Below are 20,668 nucleotides of genomic sequence, written 5' to 3'. Positions count from 1 at the left end.
GTCCGCTTGATTGCTTATTAAACCCGAAGAACCCCAAAGAGCCAAAGCTATGCTTTGTCTCCCCTAAGAGCTTGCGGGGAGGGGATTAAGGGGTGCAATGACTGTGGGAATCGTAACTGATTATGCGGACATGATATGAAACATTTATCAACGAGTCAAACTAATTTGATTTCTGGTCGCAGCCAAGATTATATATCTACAGAAATCAGTCAATCTATGAAGGGAAAATATACTTGTCTTTGCTGTTCAAATGCTTTACTCCGTCACATCAGTTCGGGAGTAGTTTACTGGCGTTGTAGCCACTGCTATCAGGAGATGCCATATAAATTTATCCAATGATGCTAAATAGGTTGGCGGGGAAAAATCCAATTATGTAAAGGTATGTAAAGGCTGAAATAAGCTTAATTCAATGGCCTTTCATCTTTCATAATGTTTGTAAAAATTTACATAGTTGCCTTTAATAGCGCCAACCTACTTAGCTAATGCAGTTATATTAGATAATATTGCTGCCGATGGCGTAACCGCCTGCCGGAGGCGATCGCATCATTGTCTTACTCACATGTATCACCCAACAAAAAAACTAGAGTAATCTAGAAACAAAGACTATCTTTAATTAAGTTTAATTACTCATTGGTGTCCGTCATGAATTTATTTCAATCTGATCAGCCACAGTTTGCCTGGTGGGTAGAAATTAACACTGCTGTTCCACGCTGTACTTATTACTTTGGCCCTTTTGATAGTGAAAAAGAGGCACAACTTTCTAGAACTGGCTACGTCGAAGACTTATATCAGGAAGGAGCCAGAGACATCATTGCATTAGTTAAGGAATGTCAGCCTGATGTCCTGACGGTTTTTCAGGATGAAGCACAAGTCGAAATATTTAGTTTTTGAAGCCCGGATCGCAGATATCTTGCTAAAAGGGATTTTTCGATAATATAACTTGTTGCATAATTTTGAGGTATAAGCTTTACCACTTGTTTAACTAAATTGGGGGAGGTCTTCTAGTTGTCCATCTAATGCACTTCGAGCAAGGCACATTAAGGCTATTACCTCTGCTTTTTCATCCTCGGAAAATTCGTCAATATACTTGTGTAGTATGTTTACTGAACATCTTCCTGTAATATTTAAATCCTCTAAATAATAAGACAATTTATCTATAAATGTTTCTGGTTGCTTTGTTCTCTCAGATGCCATTGATTTATAAATTAATTCAGCCATTTCAATAATTTTATATATTTTGTTAATTGCCAATAAACTCATATTTTTTATTCCAATTGGAGTCAATAAGCCAATACGGTTGGGTTAAAGCCAAAAACCAAACCCAACCTACAACTGGTTGCTTTGTTCTCTCAGATGCCATTGATTTATAAATTAATTCAGCCGTTTCAATAATTTTATATATTTTGTTAATTGCCAATAAACTCATATTTTTTATTCCAATTTGAGTCAATAAGCACAAATCTAATATATAGAGATAAGTTAGAGGCTATTTATAAAGCGGTTCTCGGCCCTTGTGAGGTACAAGAACCCCACCCCCAACCCCCTCCCCGCAAGCGATGAGGGGGGTATGATATACCTCATGTGATTAGGAAACGCTATAACCCTCTTGTGTCATTTTCCGGGAGGGTGATCGCTAGAAGCCTCGTGAGGCAATCAATACAAGCTATACTATTAGAAAAGAATTGGTCTTCTATTTGTTATTAGAAAATAATCGCGCAATCGCTTGCTATACAAAAGCTCTAGAATTCAGAAATGGCAAATGTTTTCGGAGAGTGACAGAAGAGGGCTAACTTAAGATTTCCTTTATAAATGGTCTCTTAGCCAGTTGGCAGATCAAAACTTTCTGATGACAAAAAATATATTGAGGTGATATCTATTAATAGCAACTATAATTTATGAGCAAGTAAATATTTATAAGTAAGCTTTCAATCTCTACTTAAGTATTACTGATCAATGTTTGAGTTCAAGTCTTGCCATAGCTGGAAATGTATAAGATGAACGTATAACGTTTGAGATTGTCACAAAAATTTAAAGAATTAAGATGTGTATTCTCTAATTTTGTATAACTTTAAGCGAGTATAATAGTATTATCACAGAAAAAGCTATAACATTGCAAACATTAACAAAAGTTAAAGTCCCTAATATTAGGAGCAGGATTTTTGTCGTATGGTCAAGAGATCGCTCCAAGCGTCACTCACCGGAATTCAAGAGGCTAAAAAAGCATTTGCTCGCAAGGGGTGGATACAAGACAATTTGGCAGAGGAAGTTAACCTCAAGACTCGACAACCAATTTGGCGGTTTTTCACTGGTCGTCCGGTTGAGCGTCATACCTTTATTGAAATTTGTTCTGTATTAGAACTGAATTGGCGGGAGGTTGCTACCAATCCGCCGGCAGAATTCTCGCAACTAGAAGATTACACTCAATCCTCTGATCTAGATATTGATATATTAGTGCAAAAAGTGCGATCGCGACGCTTTGACAAAATTCAAGACCAGTGTGGAATTTTGCAGTTATGGGATATCAGCCATCCCGTTGCGATCGATGACATATATATTGATGTGAATATTTTGCAGGAAATTGAAAGCCTTCATTACTTAGACATCTTGGAACTGCAAAAGTTAAGTCCAGAAGAATTTGACCGTTTTGGCTTAGGTGAGATTGACCAACAACAGATACCTGGTATGCAGGCAGTTGAAACATACTCCAAGCTCAGGGTGCTAGGCAAAGCAGGAGTAGGTAAAACCACCTTTTTACAATATCTTGCCATTCAATGTAACAAAAGTGGATTTGCAGCCAACTTAGTTCCGATCTTCATCACACTGAGAAATTTTGCCCAAGAGTCTAAAGTCACCAACGAGTTCAGCCTATTAAAATACATTAACCGGGAGTTTCTCACATCTGGAATTTCAGATGCCTCAGTGATTGAAAGCTTGCTTAATGCAGGCAGAGTGTTACTGCTGCTTGATGGCATGGATGAAGTTCTTAAGGAACAAAGCATTAGTGTCTTAAGCGAAATTCGCAGGTTTTCAGAAAAGTATCACAAAAATCAGTTTGTGGCGGCCTGTCGAACAGCAAGTCAAAAGCTGAGACTCCGAGGCTTTACCGATGTTGAGATTGCGCCATTTACCTTACAACAAATCACCGCCTTCGCTAACAAATGGTTTGTGGCTTTTACCAAGACCAACATTCGAGATGGTGAGGCGGAGTCCATTCAGTTTATTAATAAGTTGGACTCAGATGAAAACTGGCAATTTCGCCAACTCGTAATCACGCCTCTGTTTCTGCATCTTGCCTGCTGGGTGTTTCATGGTAAAGAAAAATTTCCGACTAAGCGGACTGACTTTTATAAGCAAGCTTTAGACCTTCTGTTGGGCAAATGGGATGAATCCAGAGGCATTCAACGGGATGAGGTTTACCGAGGGTTGTTCTTACCACAAAAGGTCAAGTTATTGAGTCAGATTGCGGCAGCGACATTTGAGCAAGGTCAGTACTTTTTTGAGCAACGCATCGTTGAGCAATACATTGGTGACTATATTCAGAATCTGACCAAAGTGCCAATGGATGCAGAAGAACTGCAAATAGAAAGCGAAGCGGCGCTGAAGGCAATTGAGGCTCAACATGGGCTACTCGCAGAACGGGCGCGGGGAATTTTTTCCTTCTCCTATCTGGCATTTCAAGAATACTTCACGGCGAGAAAAATCGTTGCCAGCCATAACCTAGAGGCATTTGGGCAAGCTCTAGAAGGATTAGTTAGTCACATGAGTGACCCACACTGGCACGAAATTTTCTTGTTAACGGCTACCATGCTTCGGAGTGCAGACTCTCTGGTACAGTTGATGAAGCAACACATTGATGCACTGGTTGCCCAAGATAAGTATTTACAAGAGTTTTTGACCTGGGCTAGCCAAAAATCTCGCAGTATTCCAACCAAACCAAAAGATGCGACAGTTCGAGCATTTTACCTTGCCTTGAGTCGGACTCCTCACCTAGCTCCTCACTTTGCTCTAGCCAGCACCCTCGACCAGGGAATGTTTCTGGATGCGGCTTTAAATGACCTGCTGCTGGAGTGTGCAATTCATGGGAGCCAGGATTTTGCTCACATCCACGCCTGTGGAGATGCTCTCTCGAACATTATGGGCATAGTGCTGGATGTTGGACTCCAGAAATCCTTGCAACAACTCTCTGACCAATTACCAAATTCTCGTCAAAGTCAAGAAAGGTTTAGGCTATGGTGTCAGACAAACTATTCAGCCTGGACTGAACAGTTAAAAATTACAATCATTAATTATCGCAACATTAACCACCAGTGGAACTTTAGCGCTGAACAAGAGCAAGTGCTGCAACGATACTACGATGCTAATCAGTTACTACTCGATTGCCTGCATACCAATAGTGAGGTGACGGCTAGTATCAGGCAGGAAATTGAAGCCACTTTATTGTTGCCGACAAAGGAACTTCAGGACAGGGAATGGCAATAATTCTTTTGGTTAATTAAGCAAATAAACCTCATCTATGTTGAAAACTGTAATTTTTGCCCTCACCCTAAATCCCTCTCCCAATTAGGGCTACGGTGTACACACAAGTCCTAAAAACCAAGCTTGATGAGGCTTGACTCGTTCCCAGTCTGCGACTGGGAATGCATTCATTGAGCCTCTGACTCAATGTCCGGGTAATTCGTTGTGATTCCCATAGTTATTGCACCCCACCCCTTAATCCCCTCCCCGCCGGCGGGGAACTCGGGGCCCCCTCTGGGGATTAGGGGCAGGGAGACAAAGCATAGCTTTGGCGGGGTGGGGTTCTTCGGGTTTAATAAGCAATCAAGCGGACATGATATGACTCAATGTCTGACTAGAGGCAGCAGCCCCTAATCAGCCATTCCCATGCGGAGCTTGGGAACGAGATAAACGAGAGAACAATGAGAAATCGAGCTTTTTTGACTCGTTCCCAGTCTGCGACTGGGAATGCATTCATTGAGCCTCTGACTCAATGTCTGACTAGAGGCAGCAGCCCCTAATCAGCCATTCCCATGCGGAGCTTGGGAACGAGATAAATCTAGTTCCCTCCTCTTTCCAAGGGGAGGGTTAGGGTGGGGTAAAATCCTGGTTAATCAGCTATTTCAGACTTGTGTGTACACCGTAGCCGAATTAGGGAGAGGGACTTCTTTCCGGCTCCCCTTCTCCCAAATTTGGGAGAAGGGGCTGGGGGATGAGGGTTTTTTCTTTTCACACGGAAAGAACTACAGTTTTCAAGATGGACGCGGTTTAGTTTGGTATATAATTAGTTATATTACGTTTTGTGTCGTAGTCAATCAACTAACTGATTAAATCAAACAACGCTTTGCGATATTACATCAAGAAGGCATAAAGAAGGTTTTTCATTTGATTTCTAGCAAAAATCCTTCCTTGACTACTCTTCTCCTGAACCAGAGGCTGCCCGTAGCTTGCTTTGAATAGTACGGAAACGTTTCCAATGAATGAATACGCCGTTTTGGCCTAATACACTAGAGACGCGAAATTTTGCATGTCTACTACGGATTTTTCAGTTCACTTTGTACTTAAAGTCCGAATCGCAGGTCTTATTATGAATTTAATCAATGAATTTTGCTTGACAGTTGGGATACTCAAAGGTGTACAAATACTCGTTGTAGACAACGATCGCGATAGTAGAGATTTGTACGCATTTATACTCAGAGACATGAGCGCAGATGTGATTACTGCTGGTTCGGTAAAAGAAGCTTTAGAAATCCTCAGTTCCTTCACGCCCAACATCCTTGTCTGTGAGATGAGGTTCTTGGGTGAAAGTATTTGTACATTACTAAATACATTGAGTGCGATGGAAGCAGATAATGGGAATCATATCCCAGTTATTGTGACTTCAACATCTACCATAGGTACTCATAACCAAATTCCAAATGTAGAGTTTGAAGAATATTTACTTAAGCCATTCGACCTTGACAAATTTATTTCTATGATTAGGAATAAATTACAGTCAGTTGTGGCGGAAAATTTTTGCCCCGAACTACTAGTTTTACACTAGTACGCCAAGTTGCTAGTTATGGGAGAATGCGATCGCATTAGACATAGGAGTTAAAGTCTTATAGAGACGTTACATATAACGTCTCTATAAGACTTTCAGGTAATGCTTGATTAATTTCTGGAGTCTCGTTCCTAGTCTCCGATTGGGAGGAATGCCTAATGTGGGGGCTGCCGCCTCAAGACTTGCGGCAGAGCCGCAATTGAAGAGCATTTCCAGTCAGAGACTGGAAACGAGGTTAGTGGTGGCGCACCAATCGAGAAGTTAAAACAATACATCAAAGAACAAAATGCGCCAACTGAATAAATATAGATTGGTTATTTCCACTTTGTTTCAATAACCCGCTCCAACCCCTACCCTACTAACAGTTGAGGGTAGGGACTGCCGCGATCCGTTCAAAAATCAAATACTAGTCCTATATAACACGGTGCGTTAGGCTAAAGCCGTAACACACCCTAACTTTTGATTGACTTTATAAATAGTCTCTAAGTCTTGGAGTAATCCAGCCAAGACTCGTTGAAATAGGAATCCCGTGACATCTCGTCATGCGAGGTTCAAAAGTTAGTACATAATCTGAAACAATAACAGTAAAAGCAGAGAGGGGATTACGTTGAGTCACAATCTAGATGCCATAGCCCCCCACGGTGGACAGTTGGTTAACCGAATCGCCACACCAGAACAAAGAGCAGAGTTTCTTTCAAAAGCTGACTTTTTGCCGCGAGTGCAACTTGACGATCGCGCCGTTTCTGATCTAGAAATGATTGCGATCGGTGCTTTTAGTCCACTGACGGGTTTTATGAACCAAGAAGACTACGATCGCACTGTCACAGAAATGCGACTAGCTAATGGTCTTGTGTGGTCAATCCCAATTACACTATCGGTCAACGAAGAAATAGCTTCCCCCTTGCAGGAAGGCGGCTTAATCCGTCTGGATAACTCCAGTGATGAATTTATTGGAGTTTTGCAACTCACGCAAAAATATCACTACGACAAAACCCGCGAAGCAATAAATGTCTACCGCACTGATGATACCAATCATCCAGGCGTGCAGGTACTCTATAACCAAGGGAATGTACATCTTGCGGGTGATATTTGGCTACTGCAACGTGAACCTCATCCCCAGTTTCCCACCTACCAAATAGATCCAGCTGCTTCACGAGAGTTGTTTAAAGACAAAGGTTGGAAAACTATCGTCGGCTTTCAAACTCGCAACCCCATCCACCGCGCCCATGAATATATTCAAAAGTGCGCTTTAGAAATTGTTGATGGTCTATTTTTGCACCCATTAGTCGGGGCGACAAAAGAAGATGATATTGCCGCTGACGTGCGGATGCGCTGCTATGAAATTTTGCTGGAACACTACTACCCCTTAGATCGGGTAACTTTGGCAATTAATCCCGCCGCAATGCGCTATGCTGGCCCTCGTGAGGCAATATTCCATGCTTTAGTCCGCAAAAACTACGGCTGTACTCACTTTATCGTCGGCCGGGATCATGCTGGCGTCGGTGACTATTACGGCACTTACGATGCTCAGTATATCTTTGAAGAGTTTGCGCCAAGTGAATTGGGCATTGTGCCGATGAAATTTGAACACGCTTTCTACTGCACGCGCACTAAGCAGATGGCAACATCTAAAACCAGTCCCAGCAGGCCAGAAGAACGCATTCACCTATCGGGGACAAAAGTCCGAGAAATGCTGCGGCGCGGGGAGTTACCTCCACCAGAATTTACTCGTCCAGAGGTGGCGGCAGAGTTAGCGCGGGCAATGCGGATAGAAGTACCGGTTTAGGGCATTGGGCATTGGGCATTGGGCATTAGTTATTCTTTCTCCCTCATCTCCCCACTCCCTATACTTTGATCAACAAGCAAACAGCATTAACTGTCAATACGGTTTGGTTAACATGTTTGTCTCTCGAAGATCCCCCCAACCCCCCTTAAAAAGGGGGGCTTTTTTGATATTTACCCCCTTTTGAAGGGGATCGCCGCAGGCGGGGGGATCTTATCCGAACCGTATTGCATTAACTGTAACTTTACAATACAGAGTTCAGGCCTGTAAGCTGCTAGCTAATGGGCTTAGGGCTGATAGCTAATTATGAAACGGCGCACGTTTTTACACAGAATTGGCTCAATACTCGCGGTATTGGGGGTAACTGAAGCTGAGTGGTTGACTTTAGGAAATCGCTATTATCAGGCTTTGGCACAACCCAGTCCGCGCAAGTTGGCATTGTTGATAGGTATTAACCAATACCCACAAATTTCAGCCCTCAGTGGTTGTCTGACGGATGTGGAACTACAAAGAGAACTTTTGATTCATCGCTTTGGTTTCAAAGGGTCAGATATTTTAACCTTAACTGAGGAAGAAGCTAGTAGGGAATTGATTGAGACGGCTTTTTTGGATCACCTGGGCAAGCAAGCTAGACCTGGTGATGTGGTCGTCTTCCACTTTAGCGGCTATGGCAGTCGTGTAAAATTGGAAACATCGCCAGAGCCAATGCAAAATGCTCTGGTGCCAGCTAATGTGAGTCAAAAATCACAAGATGAGAAAATAGTCAACTATATATTAGAAGAAACTCTACTGCTATTATTGCGATCGCTCCCCACACACCAAGTAACAGCAGTATTGGATACTAGCTATTATGCTTCTAGCACAGTCTTAGGATTAAAAATTCGCGCCCTTCAGGAGTCGGTAGAGGTAAAGCTAGCAGCAGAGGAACTCGACTTTCTCAAACAACTTAAAACTCAAAACTTACCCAGCACTCCAATTGTCTTAGCAGCTACCTCAAATCCAAAGCAGTCAGCGAGGGAAAGACTCTTTTCTGGTTTTAGTGCTGGGTTATTTACCTACGCCTTGACGCAGTATTTGTGGGAATTCACCCCAGCCACCACAACTCAAGTCGCCTTCCCTCATCTGGAAAATTCTCTATCCAAATTGGGTAGCAAACAGCAACCAGCGTTATTAACTAATAAGAAAAATGAACATATAACGTCTCTACTGCTAGACGGGATGATTGGTGCAGAAGGCGCGGTAACAGCTATTGAAGAAGACGGCAAAACAGTCCATCTGTGGTTGGCAGGATTACCTCCACAAGTGCTGTTATACTACGGAGTGAATTCTCGATTTACTCTAGCAACAACAGAGCAATTAGTATTGCGATCGCGGACTGGGTTAACAGCAAAAGCGCAAATTTCCCAAATTGAAGGTGCAAGTTCCCTACAAGTCGGGCAACTCGTCCAAGAAGCAGTCCGGGTTTTACCTCGAAATATTAATCTAACAATTGCTCTGGATACTGGATTGGAAAGAATTGAGCGGGTAGACGCCACAAGTGCCTTTGCCGCATTTTCCCGTGTGTCCACCGTAATAATAGGAGAAAAACCAGCTGATTATCTATTTGCCAAGCTAGAGGAAATTCCTAGTCGTTATGGTCTATTTTCTCTTGGTGGTGAGCTAATTCCCAATACCACCGGGGAAGTAGGAGAAGCAGTAAAATTACCAGTGCAAAGGTTAGCGCCAAAATTATCAACCTTGCTAGCAGCAAAGTTATGGCGACTCACAGAAAATCAAGGTTCTTCTCGCTTGACTCTCAAGGCAACCTTAGAAATAATTAGTGACATATCACCTCGCCTCGTCATGCAGCGCGAAACAGTACGAACTTTCAAAACTGAAACTTCAATTAAAAAATCACTCCCCACTCCGATTGTGCCTATCGGTAGTCGAATGCAATATCGAGTGGAAAACCAAAGCGATCGCCCAGTATATTTAATCTTGCTGGGATTAAACAATAATCATACAGCAGTTGCCTTCTCCTCTTGGGAAACCCCCCAAGAACCAAACACTGCGGACACCAAGCCTCTCCTCGAACAAGTCGTCATCGCTCCAGGTGAAACCCTCGCTCTACCCCAAACTAACGCTGCTTCCGCATGGGTGATTTCAGGGCCAGCTTTCTTTTGCGAACAACAACTAATTCTTAGTACTGCCCCCTTTAGCACAACTCTCGCCGTCTTGAACACTGCTAAGTATTCCACAGCCGACCAACAGCCGATTGTCCCATTATCGAATCCCTTAGATGTTGCCCAAGCCTTGCTACAAGACTTGCATAATGCCAGCGCCCTCAAAACGGAGATGAACAGTATAGCAGCCGACTCATATATCTTGGATGTAAATAATTGGGCAAGCCTTAGCTTTAGTTTTCAAGTAGTGTAAACAACCTCATCTATGTTGAGAACTGTAGTTTTTGCCCTCACCCTAAATCCCTCTCCCAAGTATGACTACGGTGTACACACAAGTCGAAAAAAGCTCGATTTCTCATTATTCTCTCGTTTATCTCGTTCCCATGCAAAGCTAGGAATGCCTGATTAGGGGCTGCTGCCTCCAGTCAGATATTGAGTCAGAGACTCAATGAATGCATTCCCAGTCGGAGACTGGGAACGAGGAAACGAGGAAAGTTTTATCAAGCTAGGTTTTTAGGACTTGTGTGTACACCGTAGCCCAACTATGGAGAGGGACTTGTTTCCGGCTCCCCTTCTCCCAATATTGGGAGAAGGGGCTGGGGGATGAGGGTTTTTTCTGTTCATCCGCAAAGAACTACAGTTTTCAAGGTGGATGCGGTTTAGCTATATAGCTTGGTTTGGGTGGGCTAATTCACTTAGAAAATTGCAACGATATGATGAGGCGATCGTTTTTTATGTCTAAGCTAGAGTTTTTTATGACTTTAGTTGTACTCCTATTGATTATCAGAGGTGTTAAATTTGAGTATTTCCCTCATAAAGGATGAATTATAAACCATAAAATATCTCAATTAAATTCAGTCGCCAGCAGGATGAGAGTCAGCACAATATTTTTTACACTAGTAAATAAACCTTATAGACAACTTAGGAACAGCGTATGCCTCTTCACAAACTTGAACATTTTGACCCAAACTATCGAGAAACTTTTGGTGGAGACGACGTTAAAGCGCTGGATCTTTATACTGAGGGAGGAGAGAGAGTTGGCTCAGTAGCTGATGTTTTAGTTGATGGCGATGGTCATTTCCGGTATTTGATTATTGATACAACCTTAGATTTTGTTAGTAAGAAAATATTACTACCAATTGGTCTTTCCCGGATCGATTATCCTGCAAGACGCGTCTATGTTGATGGGTTAAGCAGACAGCAAATAGAAAGTTTACCTGACCACAAAGAAGACGCGATCGTTGATAATGATTATGAAGAAAAGGTCCGTACTGTATTTCGTTCTCCAAGCAGCGGTGTGACTTACGATCGCGATACATACAATTACCAGAAAGAACCAGCTTTATACGGGTTGAATGAGCAAGATAATCAAACTTTTAGACTGTATGAAGAACGATTAATTGCCAATAAACACCGCATTAAAACCGGAGAAGTAACAGTTGGTAAGCACATTGAAACAGAAATTGCCCGCGTTATAGTACCTATTCAAAAAGAACGAGTTCTGATAGAGCGAGTTGTGCCGACAGAAGCAGGAAAGGTTGTAGATCCCAATGAACTTAAGTTCCAAGAAGGGGAAGTAGCACGTATAGAAGTGTATGAAGAAACACCTGAGATACATAAAGAAGCGTTTTTGCGTGAAGAAATCCGAATTAAGAAAGTAGTAGAACAGGACACTGTGGAAGTCCAAGACACTATTCGTCGAGAAGAGTTAGATGTTGATACTGCGGGTAATTTACATGTGCAAGAAAATAGCACCACTACACATGAAGCTATTTAAGTAGCTGGTCAATAAATTTGTTTGGTAGATTTATTTTAAATAATCATGCAGGCAAAGTTAACTTTTATCTCTGCCTGTGTTTTTTATTCAACAACAATATTGCCACCTTCTCTCATAAGTCGGTAATCTGAGCTTTTAAAAAATTTACATCTTCATAAACCGTGTAGAGATGCGAAATTTTGTGGTGAGCAAATATAGATGCATATATGCGGTGAATTCCATACACCAAGGCTAGACATATTTTTATAAAAGTTTTTATAAATAAAAGTGGGATACTTCCAATTTTGTGTCTCTGTCTCTATTTAACCATATTGTTTTATATCCCATACATAAAAAATATCTATATATAACTTTTGATTATTTAAGTCTAGGAATAATTCCTTCGCCAGAAGGAGGTAAAAAAGTAAATAAATCTCTAGTTTAGTTATTATGAGATGAAGAGAAAATTTTTGAGGTTAAATATAATGGTACTTTACAAACTAGAAGATTTTGAGCCTAACTACCGGGATACCTTTGAAGGTCAGGACATCAATGGGCTTGGAGTTTATACACAAGGAACTGATGAAAAAATTGGCACTGTCAACGATGTTTTAGTTGATGAAGAAGGTCAATTTCGCTATTTAGTCGTTGACTTAGGCTTCTGGATTTTTGGTAAAAAAGTACTACTACCAATTGGTCGTGCCCGTATCGACTATAACGTTGATCGCGTCTACACAATTGGCTTGACTAGAGAGCAAGCAGAAGATTTACCTGAGTTCAATGAACGCCAAACCCTTGATTACGATTATGAAGAACGGGTGCGTGGGGTATATCGCCAACCCACAAACTACACCCTTCCTATAGAAGCTTCAGCACCCCTAGACCCTTTAGCACAACCTGTAGCACAACCTTTAGCACAACCTGTAGCAGCATTGGATACAGCGCCCACTTATAATCGTGATAGCTACACTTATGAAAATGAGCCTTCTTTATACGGGTTAAATGAGCCAGATAATCAAACTCTGAAATTGTATGAAGAACGGTTGATTGCCAGTAAACGACGCCAAAAAACTGGAGAAGTATCGATTGGCAAGCGTGTTGAGACTGATACTGCACGAATTGCAGTGCCGGTAGAAAGAGAACGAGTTGTGATTGAGCGGGTAACTCCAGCAGATGCAGGTACTGCCGCTTCTGGGCGCGAAGCAGACTTCCGTGAAGGTGAAGTTGCTCGCATAGAACTCCATGAAGAAACTCCTGATATTCGCAAAGAAGCATTTTTGCGTGAAGAAGTCAGAGTTAGAAAAGTGGTTGATCAAGAGACAGTTGAAACTCAAGAAACCGTGCGTCGTGAAGAGTTAGATGTGAATTCTGGTAATCTTCCGATTGAAGAACGCTAACTAAACATAGTCATTGGCTAGTAACTAATGACTAATAATTAACTCTACACAGTGCAGGTGAGGCTGTTGAATTAGCTTTACCTGTACTTGCAATAGCTGATACTATTTTAGATTTTGGATTGCGAATATCGCTCTAGATATGGATTGTATAAATAAATCTGTCGCAGACAATTGTTCTAAATGGGATCTAGATGATCAATACATTTAATTTAGCTAACTAGAAAGCAGTTCAGAAATTTTGCATATGAATAGCCAACCGATGAAAAAAAACATTGGACAGGCAAATACGAACACTCGTCGTACTAGCACCTCACTAGCAGATTTAAGAAAGAAGGTGAAGGATTTTGTTGTCATCGATAGGCAAGGTCAGCTAGTAGGATTAGTTCATGATCTAATTGTGGATACTAATCGTCGGCTAAACTTAGTTATATCTAATCAGGCAAATCAAGAAACTGTAGCATATGGTCAGCAGTTATCCCATAAACATCCTACTTTATTTCGGTTGCAAAGCCAGAGAATAAAACAAATTCACAAGCCGACTAAATCTGTTTTCATAGACTTAAACAAATCAGAAATCGAGTATATGCCTGAATATTTAGAAGCAGAAACACCAGGCGATCCCACACTATCAGAAAACTCAACTGAGCAACTAGCCAATAATCAAACTATAAATAGCCCAATTGAGCCAGTAAATTTAGAACAGGTTCGCGAAGAACAGATTATTCGTCTACTAGAAGAACGACTAGTTGTTGAAAGCAGTAAGCGTAAAGTTGGTGAGGTGATTGTTCGCAAAGTAATCGAAACCCGGATGATACAAGTTCCTGTCCGGCGTGAAAAGCTGATTGTGGAACAAATTAGTCCAGAACACAAACAACTTGCAGAAATTGATTTAGGACAAGAGGAAATTGATGGTATTGACTTGACCGAAGTAGAAAGACTTGAAGTTACACATTTTGACAGCGGTTTAACGGTAAGTGGCGAATTTAGCTCCCCTAAAACTGCTAGTTTATTGTTGAATGCGATCGCACTAGAGCGAAATCACGGGTGCAAGCAGGTGCGAGTGACGATTACTATTGAAGATGAGTCACAGCAGAAAAAATACCAGGAGTGGTTTGACCGCTGTTCTAAAGGTCAATCACCTAAGCCGGAAAAATAAATTTCTAGAAGATCAATATACAGGACTTACGCATTGACAAAATAGGCGGAGAATGCATGAAATAAATCAGGAATAAATAGGCGATCGCTACCCACCAAAGGCATTGAAAGACAGATAATACTGATGATTTACTATGTGTAACAGGTACAATAGGACTCCCAATTACAGCACTTGTTTATTTCAAAGAGGTCAAGCAGGTTACACCAAGTTTTTCATTGTTAAAGAAGTATTTATTTACTGAAACGCAAAAACTAGATTTCAACACCAGATTTGCACAATATGACCCTTCAACTGTTGTCCTAACCAAGGTGTATTTTGTGAAAGTGTATAAAGACTTTTGCGTTCTACTTTCCAGGTTTGCTGGGGATCAAATAAAGTAAGTTCTGCTAGTTGATGAGGTCCGATCGCACTGACTTTTTGCCCTAAACACTGGGCTGGACTGCTACTCAATGCCCGCCATAATTCTAAAGCTGTAAATTCTCCAGTTGCAACGAGATATTGCCACAGCAAGGGTAATGCTAACTCAAAACCAATTGCCCCGGCCGGTGCTTCGGCAAAAGCTTGGACTTTTTCTTCGTAGCTGTAGGGTGTGTGGTCAATGGCGATCGCATCGATCACACCCGCACGTACCCCAGCCCGCAACGCCGCCACATCACGGAGATTACCTAAAGGCGGGTCTAAATGCAAGCTGGTATTATAACTCTTAACTGCTTTTGTATCAAGTAAAAGGTGCATCCAGGTGGTGCTGGCGGTGATGGGTAAGCCAGCAGCCTTGGCTGAAGCGATTAATTCCACGCTGCGAGATGTAGAGACACGCATGATATGGACTGGTGTGCCTATGGTTGCAACCAATTCAAGCATTGCTGCGATCGCAGTAGTTTCAGCGCTAGCGGGGATTGGGGGTAAACCGAAACGGAGAGCATCTGGCCCTTCTCTCATTACACCATTTGCTGCTAATTGGCGATCGCTAGGCCAAAATGCGACTGGTTTCCCCAACGGCTGGAGATACTCTAACACTCCCCGCACCAGTGCCAAATTTTCTAAGGGCTTACCATCCGTAAAACCAACAACTCCAGCAGACGTTAAATCTGCCAATTCCGTCATTTGCTTTCCAGCAATATCTAAAGTGATAGCACCCCAGATATGAAGCAGGGGGAGAGGAGAAGCAGGGGGAGCCAAATTAATTTTCTCTCTCTCCCTCATTTCCTTGATCTCCCCACGTCTTTTCTGCTGCAACTGTGCCACAAGTGCAGGGTTATCAATAACTGGGGATGTATCGGGTAAAATGCTAACTCTGGTAAAGCCGCCAGCAGCAGCAGCTTGTAAAAGAGACAAGAGGGTTTCCCGTTCTTCAAAGCCAGGTTCCCCAGAGTGGCTGTACAAATCCACTAACCCAGTACCGAGAACTAATCCCTGACAATCTCTGATTTTAGTATCGGAACTGATGTCAGAAATGTGCGAAGCCACTGCTTGGATATAACCATCAGCAATCAGCACATCAAAGAGTCCGTCGATTTCAGAAACTGGGTCAATCAGCCGTACTTGTTGCAGCAGTTCAGTCATAAAACTTTTTAGTTATGAGTTAGGGGTTAGGAGAGACGCGATTAATCGCGTCTGTACAGGAGTTAGGAGTTATAAGTTAGGAATTATGAGTTATTTGTTCCTTGCTCATCATTTCTAACTTTATTCATCAGTCATAATTTTTCACTCTTATAGCGTTTCCTAATGACATGAAGTACATCAGAGCAAGCTCTTCGCTTGCGGGGAGGGGGTTGGGGGTGGGGTTCTTGTACCTCACTCAAGTGAGAACCGCTATAAGTTTATTCCTAACTCCTAACTCCTAACTCCTAACTCCTAACTCAATTACAATGCCCCCGCTGCTGTTTTATCTAGTACGCCTCCACCTAAGTGAGTAGTGATGTTCATCGCTTGCAATACTGGTAAACCATCTATTCCAGAAGGATAGTCGATAACACTGACTGCGCCATTACCCTGGCGAAAATTCCAGAAATTTTCCAGCGATAAACCCAGAATGTGACAAAGCAAGGTTTTGTTAGTAGCGTCATGAGCTACTACTAATACAGTTTTGTATTGATTGGTTGATGCAGCTTGCACAATTGATTGCCAAGCTGCAATGCTACGCTCCCACACTTGTTGCAAATTTTCCCCTTCAGGCATTTGCACTTGCGCCGGCACTAACCGCCAGCGCTGCAATTCTCCGGGAAACTCTTGCTCTATCTCTATTTCTAATTTTCCTTCCCAGAGTCCGTGGCTGATTTCTCTTAAACCATCTTGCAATTCTAACTTTACATTGGGATGTTGTTTTAGAATAATCTCTGCTGTTTCTTTAGGGCGCAGCATTGTGCTACTGCAAGCATTATCAATCGCTACGTCTTGGAGAAACTCGCCTGCTTTTTGCGACTGTTGTCTACCGTTGTCGTTGAGGGGGACATCAATTTGCCCTTGAAACCTGGTTTGGCGATTCCAGTCAGTTTCACCGTGACGCACCAGTAACAACCTTACTCCTTGATGATCTGGTCGCAATGAGGGTAGACTTTCCCCGGTGTGTTGCGTCTGATTTAAGGATTCTAGCTGGACTGGTTCGCCCAATCCTCCAGCAAAATTTAGGACGGTGATGCCACAGTTAGATTGCTGTATTGAATGGTAGCGACTTGGAGGGATAGACAAGGCTGTGCTAATCAGGGCGCGATTAATTCCGTTATGTCCCACTATGAGAATAGTTTCGCCTTGATGGTGGGACAAAGTTTCTTGCCAAAACTGCCGTGCTTGTTCGTATAAAGCAAGAACGGGAAAATGTTCTCTTGTCCCTTGTGCATCATTAAGCAGCATCCGCAGTTCGTCGGGGCGTTGGTGCCAAGTGCGGTAGTCTTCGGCAAATTTCTGCTTGACTTCAGAAGTCAGCAGTGCTTCCCATAAAGGCAGGTCGATTTCTAGCAGCAAATCAGAAACTTGGATTACAGCAGATTGTTCAGGATGAGTAGCTAACTCACTATGGATAATATCTGCTGTGTGTTTGGCTCGTTGCAGGGGACTGCTATAAATAGCATTAAATAAAATATTGCTGAGGGCTTTGCCTACTTTACTGGCATCGTTACGACCTTTTTCGGTTAATGTTGACGCATCAGTGCGTCCTTGGATACGCCGCTCGGTGTTATAACCGCTTTGACCGTGGCGCACAATGATGACACGAGTCATCTCAAAGCCCTCCTGTATCTAGACGATTAATTCTACTGCAAAATGATTGCAGAATTATCGACTCAGGAAGGCAGATTTAGTCAGGTGCAAGACTTTATTCTCGTAGGAGACGCAGGATAAGCAGCAAAAACCACCGTTGTGTTAACGATGTTTCCTAACAAAGCTGTTTTTAGTCAAGCAGAAATTATTTGCTCTAAGAGGATGTTTGAAAAGTTATATTGTAGGTATCAAAACGTTCTAGAACCTCCTAAATCCCCCTTAAAAAGGGGTACTTTGATTCTGCTTCCCTCCTTTTTAAGGGTGGTTAGGGGAGATGAATAAGTGCCTAAAATCACAGCCAAATACTTTTAAAACATTCTCTAACTCTAGTACAGCACGGCATAAATCCAGCTACCATCTCAATTAACTAGACTTGGGTCTTGTCAGAATGGCACTAAGATAAGCCCAAAGCCTTGTGTTGCCTCGTTCCCAGCCTGGAGGCTGGGAATGTATTCCGAGAGGCTCTGCCTCTGGCCAAGAAAGAGGAGGCGGAGCCTCCCAGGATGGTTTCCCAGCCTTCAGGCTAGGAACCAGTCAGGGCAAGGGTTATATCTTAACTTAGTGCCATTCGGTCTTGTCATTAGCAATATCTTTATAAATCTTGGGCTTCCTTGCCATCCCGCCTTGGAATAAATTCCGAGGTTAATAGCTAAAGTCCTTTCAAGAGGACTAAATATAAGATTTTAAGCGATGTAGTTAGCTATACTCTGTAAAAACGAAAATTTCAGTCCACGCTGAGTGGACAGTAGCTCTGAGCCAGGAACTTCAGTTAGGGTGAGATGTTGGTCGGCGCGACACTTTGACTGTTACAAAAATGTGGGTAACGACAAGCCCCTGCTACGGCAGGAGAGCCTTAGTACAGCTTTGCGTAAAAGCGTAGCGTTTTTAATGCAGGGGGATGCATTGGCATTGCAGGAAGACGCATTAACATTGTATCGGGATGCATTGGCATTGCAGGGGAACACATTAACATTGTATTGGGATGCATTGGCATTGCAGAGGGACGCATTAACAATGTATCGGGATGCATTGGCATTGCAAGGTATTACCAAATTTAATTTGCTACAAATTAATGAAATGCTGTACTTAGCGTCAGCTACAGGCGGGGAGAGGTCGATTTGTTTTGGGCAATTTGACAGACTTGAGATCAAGCGTAGACGCACAGCAGTTTATAATCGCACATTGCTTCAATGCAATTCTTGATACAGGCTACATTATTAATTAGCTCAATTTCTCTGCTGCGCGTCCAAGCAGCAACTCGTCGTCAGGCATCGCCTCTATAAAACCCTAAATGACTAACGAAGAACTGCTGCAAATTATTGAACAAGCTGCCAGAGACAAGCTGACAACATTAGACATAGGAGTGAAAATGAATGTAGAGACGTAGCACTGCTACGTCTCTACAAGGGTTCTGGATAACGCATATTTAATTTCTGGATATGTCTATTTTCTGCTGAGATAAATCCATCAAATTTGCCAGCTTGTAAACTACCCGCGCTCCAACATTACCATCCCACTCACCATCACCGACTTCGCAGATATCAAAGCCAATAATTTTTCTGCCACTATTGACCAATTCTCGGAATAGACAAAATGTTTGCTCTAATTCCAACCCACCTGGAACAGGAGTACCTGTACTCGGACAGAGTTTTGGATCTAGACCATCTGCATCAAAGCTAATGTAAACATACTCAGGTAAATGACTGATAATTTCTCGGCATAAATCAATCCAAGTTGTTCCAGAGTAAAGCTTTTGCTTAATGGCTGGGTCGTAATATGCAATAATGCGATCGCTAGATTGGTCAATCATTTGCACTTCATCATGACTAATGTCACGCAAAGCCACCTGCACTAGCTTGGAAATTTGCGGTATTTTCATCGCATTAAACATAATAGAGGCATGGGAAAACTCAAATCCCTCATAGGCATCGCGTAAATCTGCGTGGGCATCAATGTGCAAAATGCCATAGTTGGCGTACTTAGCTGCTAATGCTTGGAAATAACCTAACGGCGAACTGTGATCTCCACCAATGACTGCAACTCGCTTACCCTTGTTAATTGCTTCCTGACAATTTTCAAACAGCCATTGATTTACCTGTTGACAAGCCTGATTAATTTCTGTGAGGACAGGAGTTAAATCTGGTGGATCTGAGAGTTGTTTACCTTGGGCTAATCGCTGAATAATTTTTGCTGCCAAGGCGCGGTAATATGTATTCTTCTCTAAAATATCTTGGGGAATTTCCACCATGAAAATTCCCTGCTTCCAACCATTGGGGTTATCGAAATCAAACAATTCTAGTTGAGTCGAAGCATCGAGAATTCGCTGGGGGCCGTTCGCTGTGCCTGCACCATAAGAAACAGTGACTTCCCACGGCACACCAAAGACAATCAGGTTTGCAGACTCATAATCGCAGGGCAAACCTAAGAGATTGCCATTTATTTCACCTACGCCGCTAGGATTGTAGTCTTGTAGTTGATTACTCATCGATTATCTTCTGGATTTACGTGGATAGACAGCACGCCGCCTAGTGGACATCTGCATTGTAATCAAAATTTTTCACAGGCGCTAAACTACGGTTAGCTGACAAAAGTCCTCAGTTCTCTTTTAGGGTGCTGGGTACAAGCGATCGCAAACCAAATAGACATCTCCGAAAATGAATGTAAAGACGCGAAATTTCGCATCTCTACAAGGGTTTCAGGTAACGCATAATTAATTTCTGGAGATGTCTGAACCTCTCCCTGCCTTGAACTAAAGTTCAAGTTTCTCTCCGAGTCGGAGAGGGACGGTTTTGCGTAGTCAAACCAGGGAGAGGTATCTTTTGTAAAAGCGATCGCAGGTAATAAGCTGTTCCACATTTAACTTGCATAATTGGAGCGGACAAAATGCCCACCCCACAAGAGTTATGTTTAATTCGGTTATACAAATTAAATGTTTTTCAGCTTATCATGTCCGCTCGATTACCTATAAAACAATCCGGTTCAGTTAAGGGTTATTGGTGTAAATAATCGGTCTTTGAAGACGCGATAAATCGCGTCTCTACATCAGGGTTTTGGGCTTATCTGAACCGTATTGACTGTGGGAATCGTAACTAATTATGCGGACATGATATCACCCGAAAGAC

16 protein-coding genes are annotated in these 20,668 nt (G+C 42.4%); 9 read left to right on the top strand and 7 right to left on the bottom strand.

The window, feature by feature from the left end; all coding sequences use genetic code 11:
* The first annotated feature begins 642 nt into the window (after positions 1 to 642).
* On the top strand, positions 643 to 891 hold the full coding sequence (locus V7K30_RS04580; RefSeq protein ID WP_334997557.1) for a DUF1816 domain-containing protein: 249 nt from the start codon (positions 643 to 645) through the stop codon (positions 889 to 891).
* On the opposite strand, the gene V7K30_RS34180 is transcribed toward V7K30_RS04580, so the two are convergent.
* The 3 genes from V7K30_RS34180 to V7K30_RS04570 are packed head-to-tail and all read right to left on the bottom strand — an operon-like array spanning position 855 to position 1,426.
* On the bottom strand, positions 855 to 974 hold the full coding sequence (locus tag V7K30_RS34180; protein ID WP_442941044.1) for a hypothetical protein: 120 nt from the start codon (positions 972 to 974) through the stop codon (positions 855 to 857). The two genes, V7K30_RS04580 and V7K30_RS34180, sit on opposite strands and share 37 nt — an antisense overlap.
* Before the next feature lie 4 nt (positions 975 to 978).
* Positions 979 to 1,260: a hypothetical protein gene (locus tag V7K30_RS04575; protein ID WP_334997555.1), complete on the bottom strand. Its 282-nt coding sequence runs from the start codon at positions 1,258 to 1,260 to the stop codon at positions 979 to 981.
* The gene (locus V7K30_RS04570; RefSeq protein ID WP_334997553.1) at positions 1,241 to 1,426 is read right to left on the bottom strand and encodes a hypothetical protein; all 186 of its coding nucleotides are present in this window, start codon (positions 1,424 to 1,426) and stop codon (positions 1,241 to 1,243) included. Before V7K30_RS04570 ends, V7K30_RS04575 begins: the two co-directional genes overlap by 20 nt.
* A gap of 740 nt (positions 1,427 to 2,166) precedes the next feature.
* Between V7K30_RS04570 and V7K30_RS04565 the strand changes: the two genes are divergently transcribed.
* The 7 genes from V7K30_RS04565 (at position 2,167) to V7K30_RS04535 (ending at position 14,291) form a co-directional block, all read left to right on the top strand.
* Positions 2,167 to 4,479: an NACHT domain-containing protein gene (locus tag V7K30_RS04565; protein WP_334997551.1), complete on the top strand. Its 2,313-nt coding sequence runs from the start codon at positions 2,167 to 2,169 to the stop codon at positions 4,477 to 4,479.
* 1,102 nt (positions 4,480 to 5,581) lie between these two features.
* Positions 5,582 to 6,037, top strand: a complete 456-nt coding sequence (locus tag V7K30_RS04560) for a response regulator (protein ID WP_334997549.1) — start codon at positions 5,582 to 5,584, stop codon at positions 6,035 to 6,037.
* 607 nt (positions 6,038 to 6,644) lie between these two features.
* Positions 6,645 to 7,823 carry a sulfate adenylyltransferase gene (sat, locus tag V7K30_RS04555; RefSeq protein ID WP_334997547.1) on the top strand — a complete coding sequence of 393 codons (1,179 nt, stop codon included), beginning with the start codon at positions 6,645 to 6,647 and terminating at the stop codon, positions 7,821 to 7,823.
* 303 nt (positions 7,824 to 8,126) lie between these two features.
* On the top strand, positions 8,127 to 10,235 hold the full coding sequence (locus V7K30_RS04550) for a caspase family protein (RefSeq protein ID WP_334997545.1): 2,109 nt from the start codon (positions 8,127 to 8,129) through the stop codon (positions 10,233 to 10,235).
* Between the two features lie 681 nt (positions 10,236 to 10,916).
* Positions 10,917 to 11,759 carry a DUF2382 domain-containing protein gene (locus V7K30_RS04545; RefSeq protein WP_334997543.1) on the top strand — a complete coding sequence of 281 codons (843 nt, stop codon included), beginning with the start codon at positions 10,917 to 10,919 and terminating at the stop codon, positions 11,757 to 11,759.
* Positions 11,760 to 12,223: 464 nt separating this feature from the next.
* Positions 12,224 to 13,135 (top strand): DUF2382 domain-containing protein, encoded by a 912-nt coding sequence (locus V7K30_RS04540; protein ID WP_334997541.1) that lies wholly within the window; start codon positions 12,224 to 12,226, stop codon positions 13,133 to 13,135.
* Between the two features lie 259 nt (positions 13,136 to 13,394).
* Complete coding sequence (locus V7K30_RS04535) at positions 13,395 to 14,291, top strand: YsnF/AvaK domain-containing protein (RefSeq protein WP_334997539.1); 897 nt, start codon at positions 13,395 to 13,397, stop codon at positions 14,289 to 14,291.
* A 258-nt stretch (positions 14,292 to 14,549) separates the two neighbouring features.
* Here the strand turns inward: V7K30_RS04535 and V7K30_RS04530 are convergent, their stop codons facing one another.
* Positions 14,550 to 15,854 (bottom strand): dihydroorotase, encoded by a 1,305-nt coding sequence (locus V7K30_RS04530; RefSeq protein ID WP_334997537.1) that lies wholly within the window; start codon positions 15,852 to 15,854, stop codon positions 14,550 to 14,552.
* Positions 15,855 to 16,154: 300 nt separating this feature from the next.
* Entirely contained in the window at positions 16,155 to 17,507 is a 1,353-nt protein-coding gene (locus V7K30_RS04525) for a histidine phosphatase family protein (RefSeq protein ID WP_334997535.1), read from the bottom strand.
* Between the two features lie 855 nt (positions 17,508 to 18,362).
* Here V7K30_RS04525 and V7K30_RS04520 point away from each other — a divergent pair.
* A complete protein-coding gene (locus V7K30_RS04520; protein WP_334997533.1) occupies positions 18,363 to 18,749 on the top strand; it encodes a hypothetical protein in 387 nt (128 codons plus the stop codon).
* 223 nt (positions 18,750 to 18,972) lie between these two features.
* Here the strand turns inward: V7K30_RS04520 and speB are convergent, their stop codons facing one another.
* Entirely contained in the window at positions 18,973 to 20,031 is a 1,059-nt protein-coding gene (gene speB, locus V7K30_RS04515) for an agmatinase SpeB (RefSeq protein ID WP_334997531.1), read from the bottom strand.
* A 92-nt stretch (positions 20,032 to 20,123) separates the two neighbouring features.
* Positions 20,124 to 20,402: a hypothetical protein gene (locus tag V7K30_RS04510; protein ID WP_334997529.1), complete on the bottom strand. Its 279-nt coding sequence runs from the start codon at positions 20,400 to 20,402 to the stop codon at positions 20,124 to 20,126.
* Between the last annotated feature and the right edge of the window lie 266 nt (positions 20,403 to 20,668).

This window comes from Nostoc sp., assembly GCF_036917655.1.
GTDB lineage: Bacteria > Cyanobacteriota > Cyanobacteriia > Cyanobacteriales > Nostocaceae > Nostoc.
This window is presented reverse-complemented; position numbering and strand designations above follow the sequence as displayed.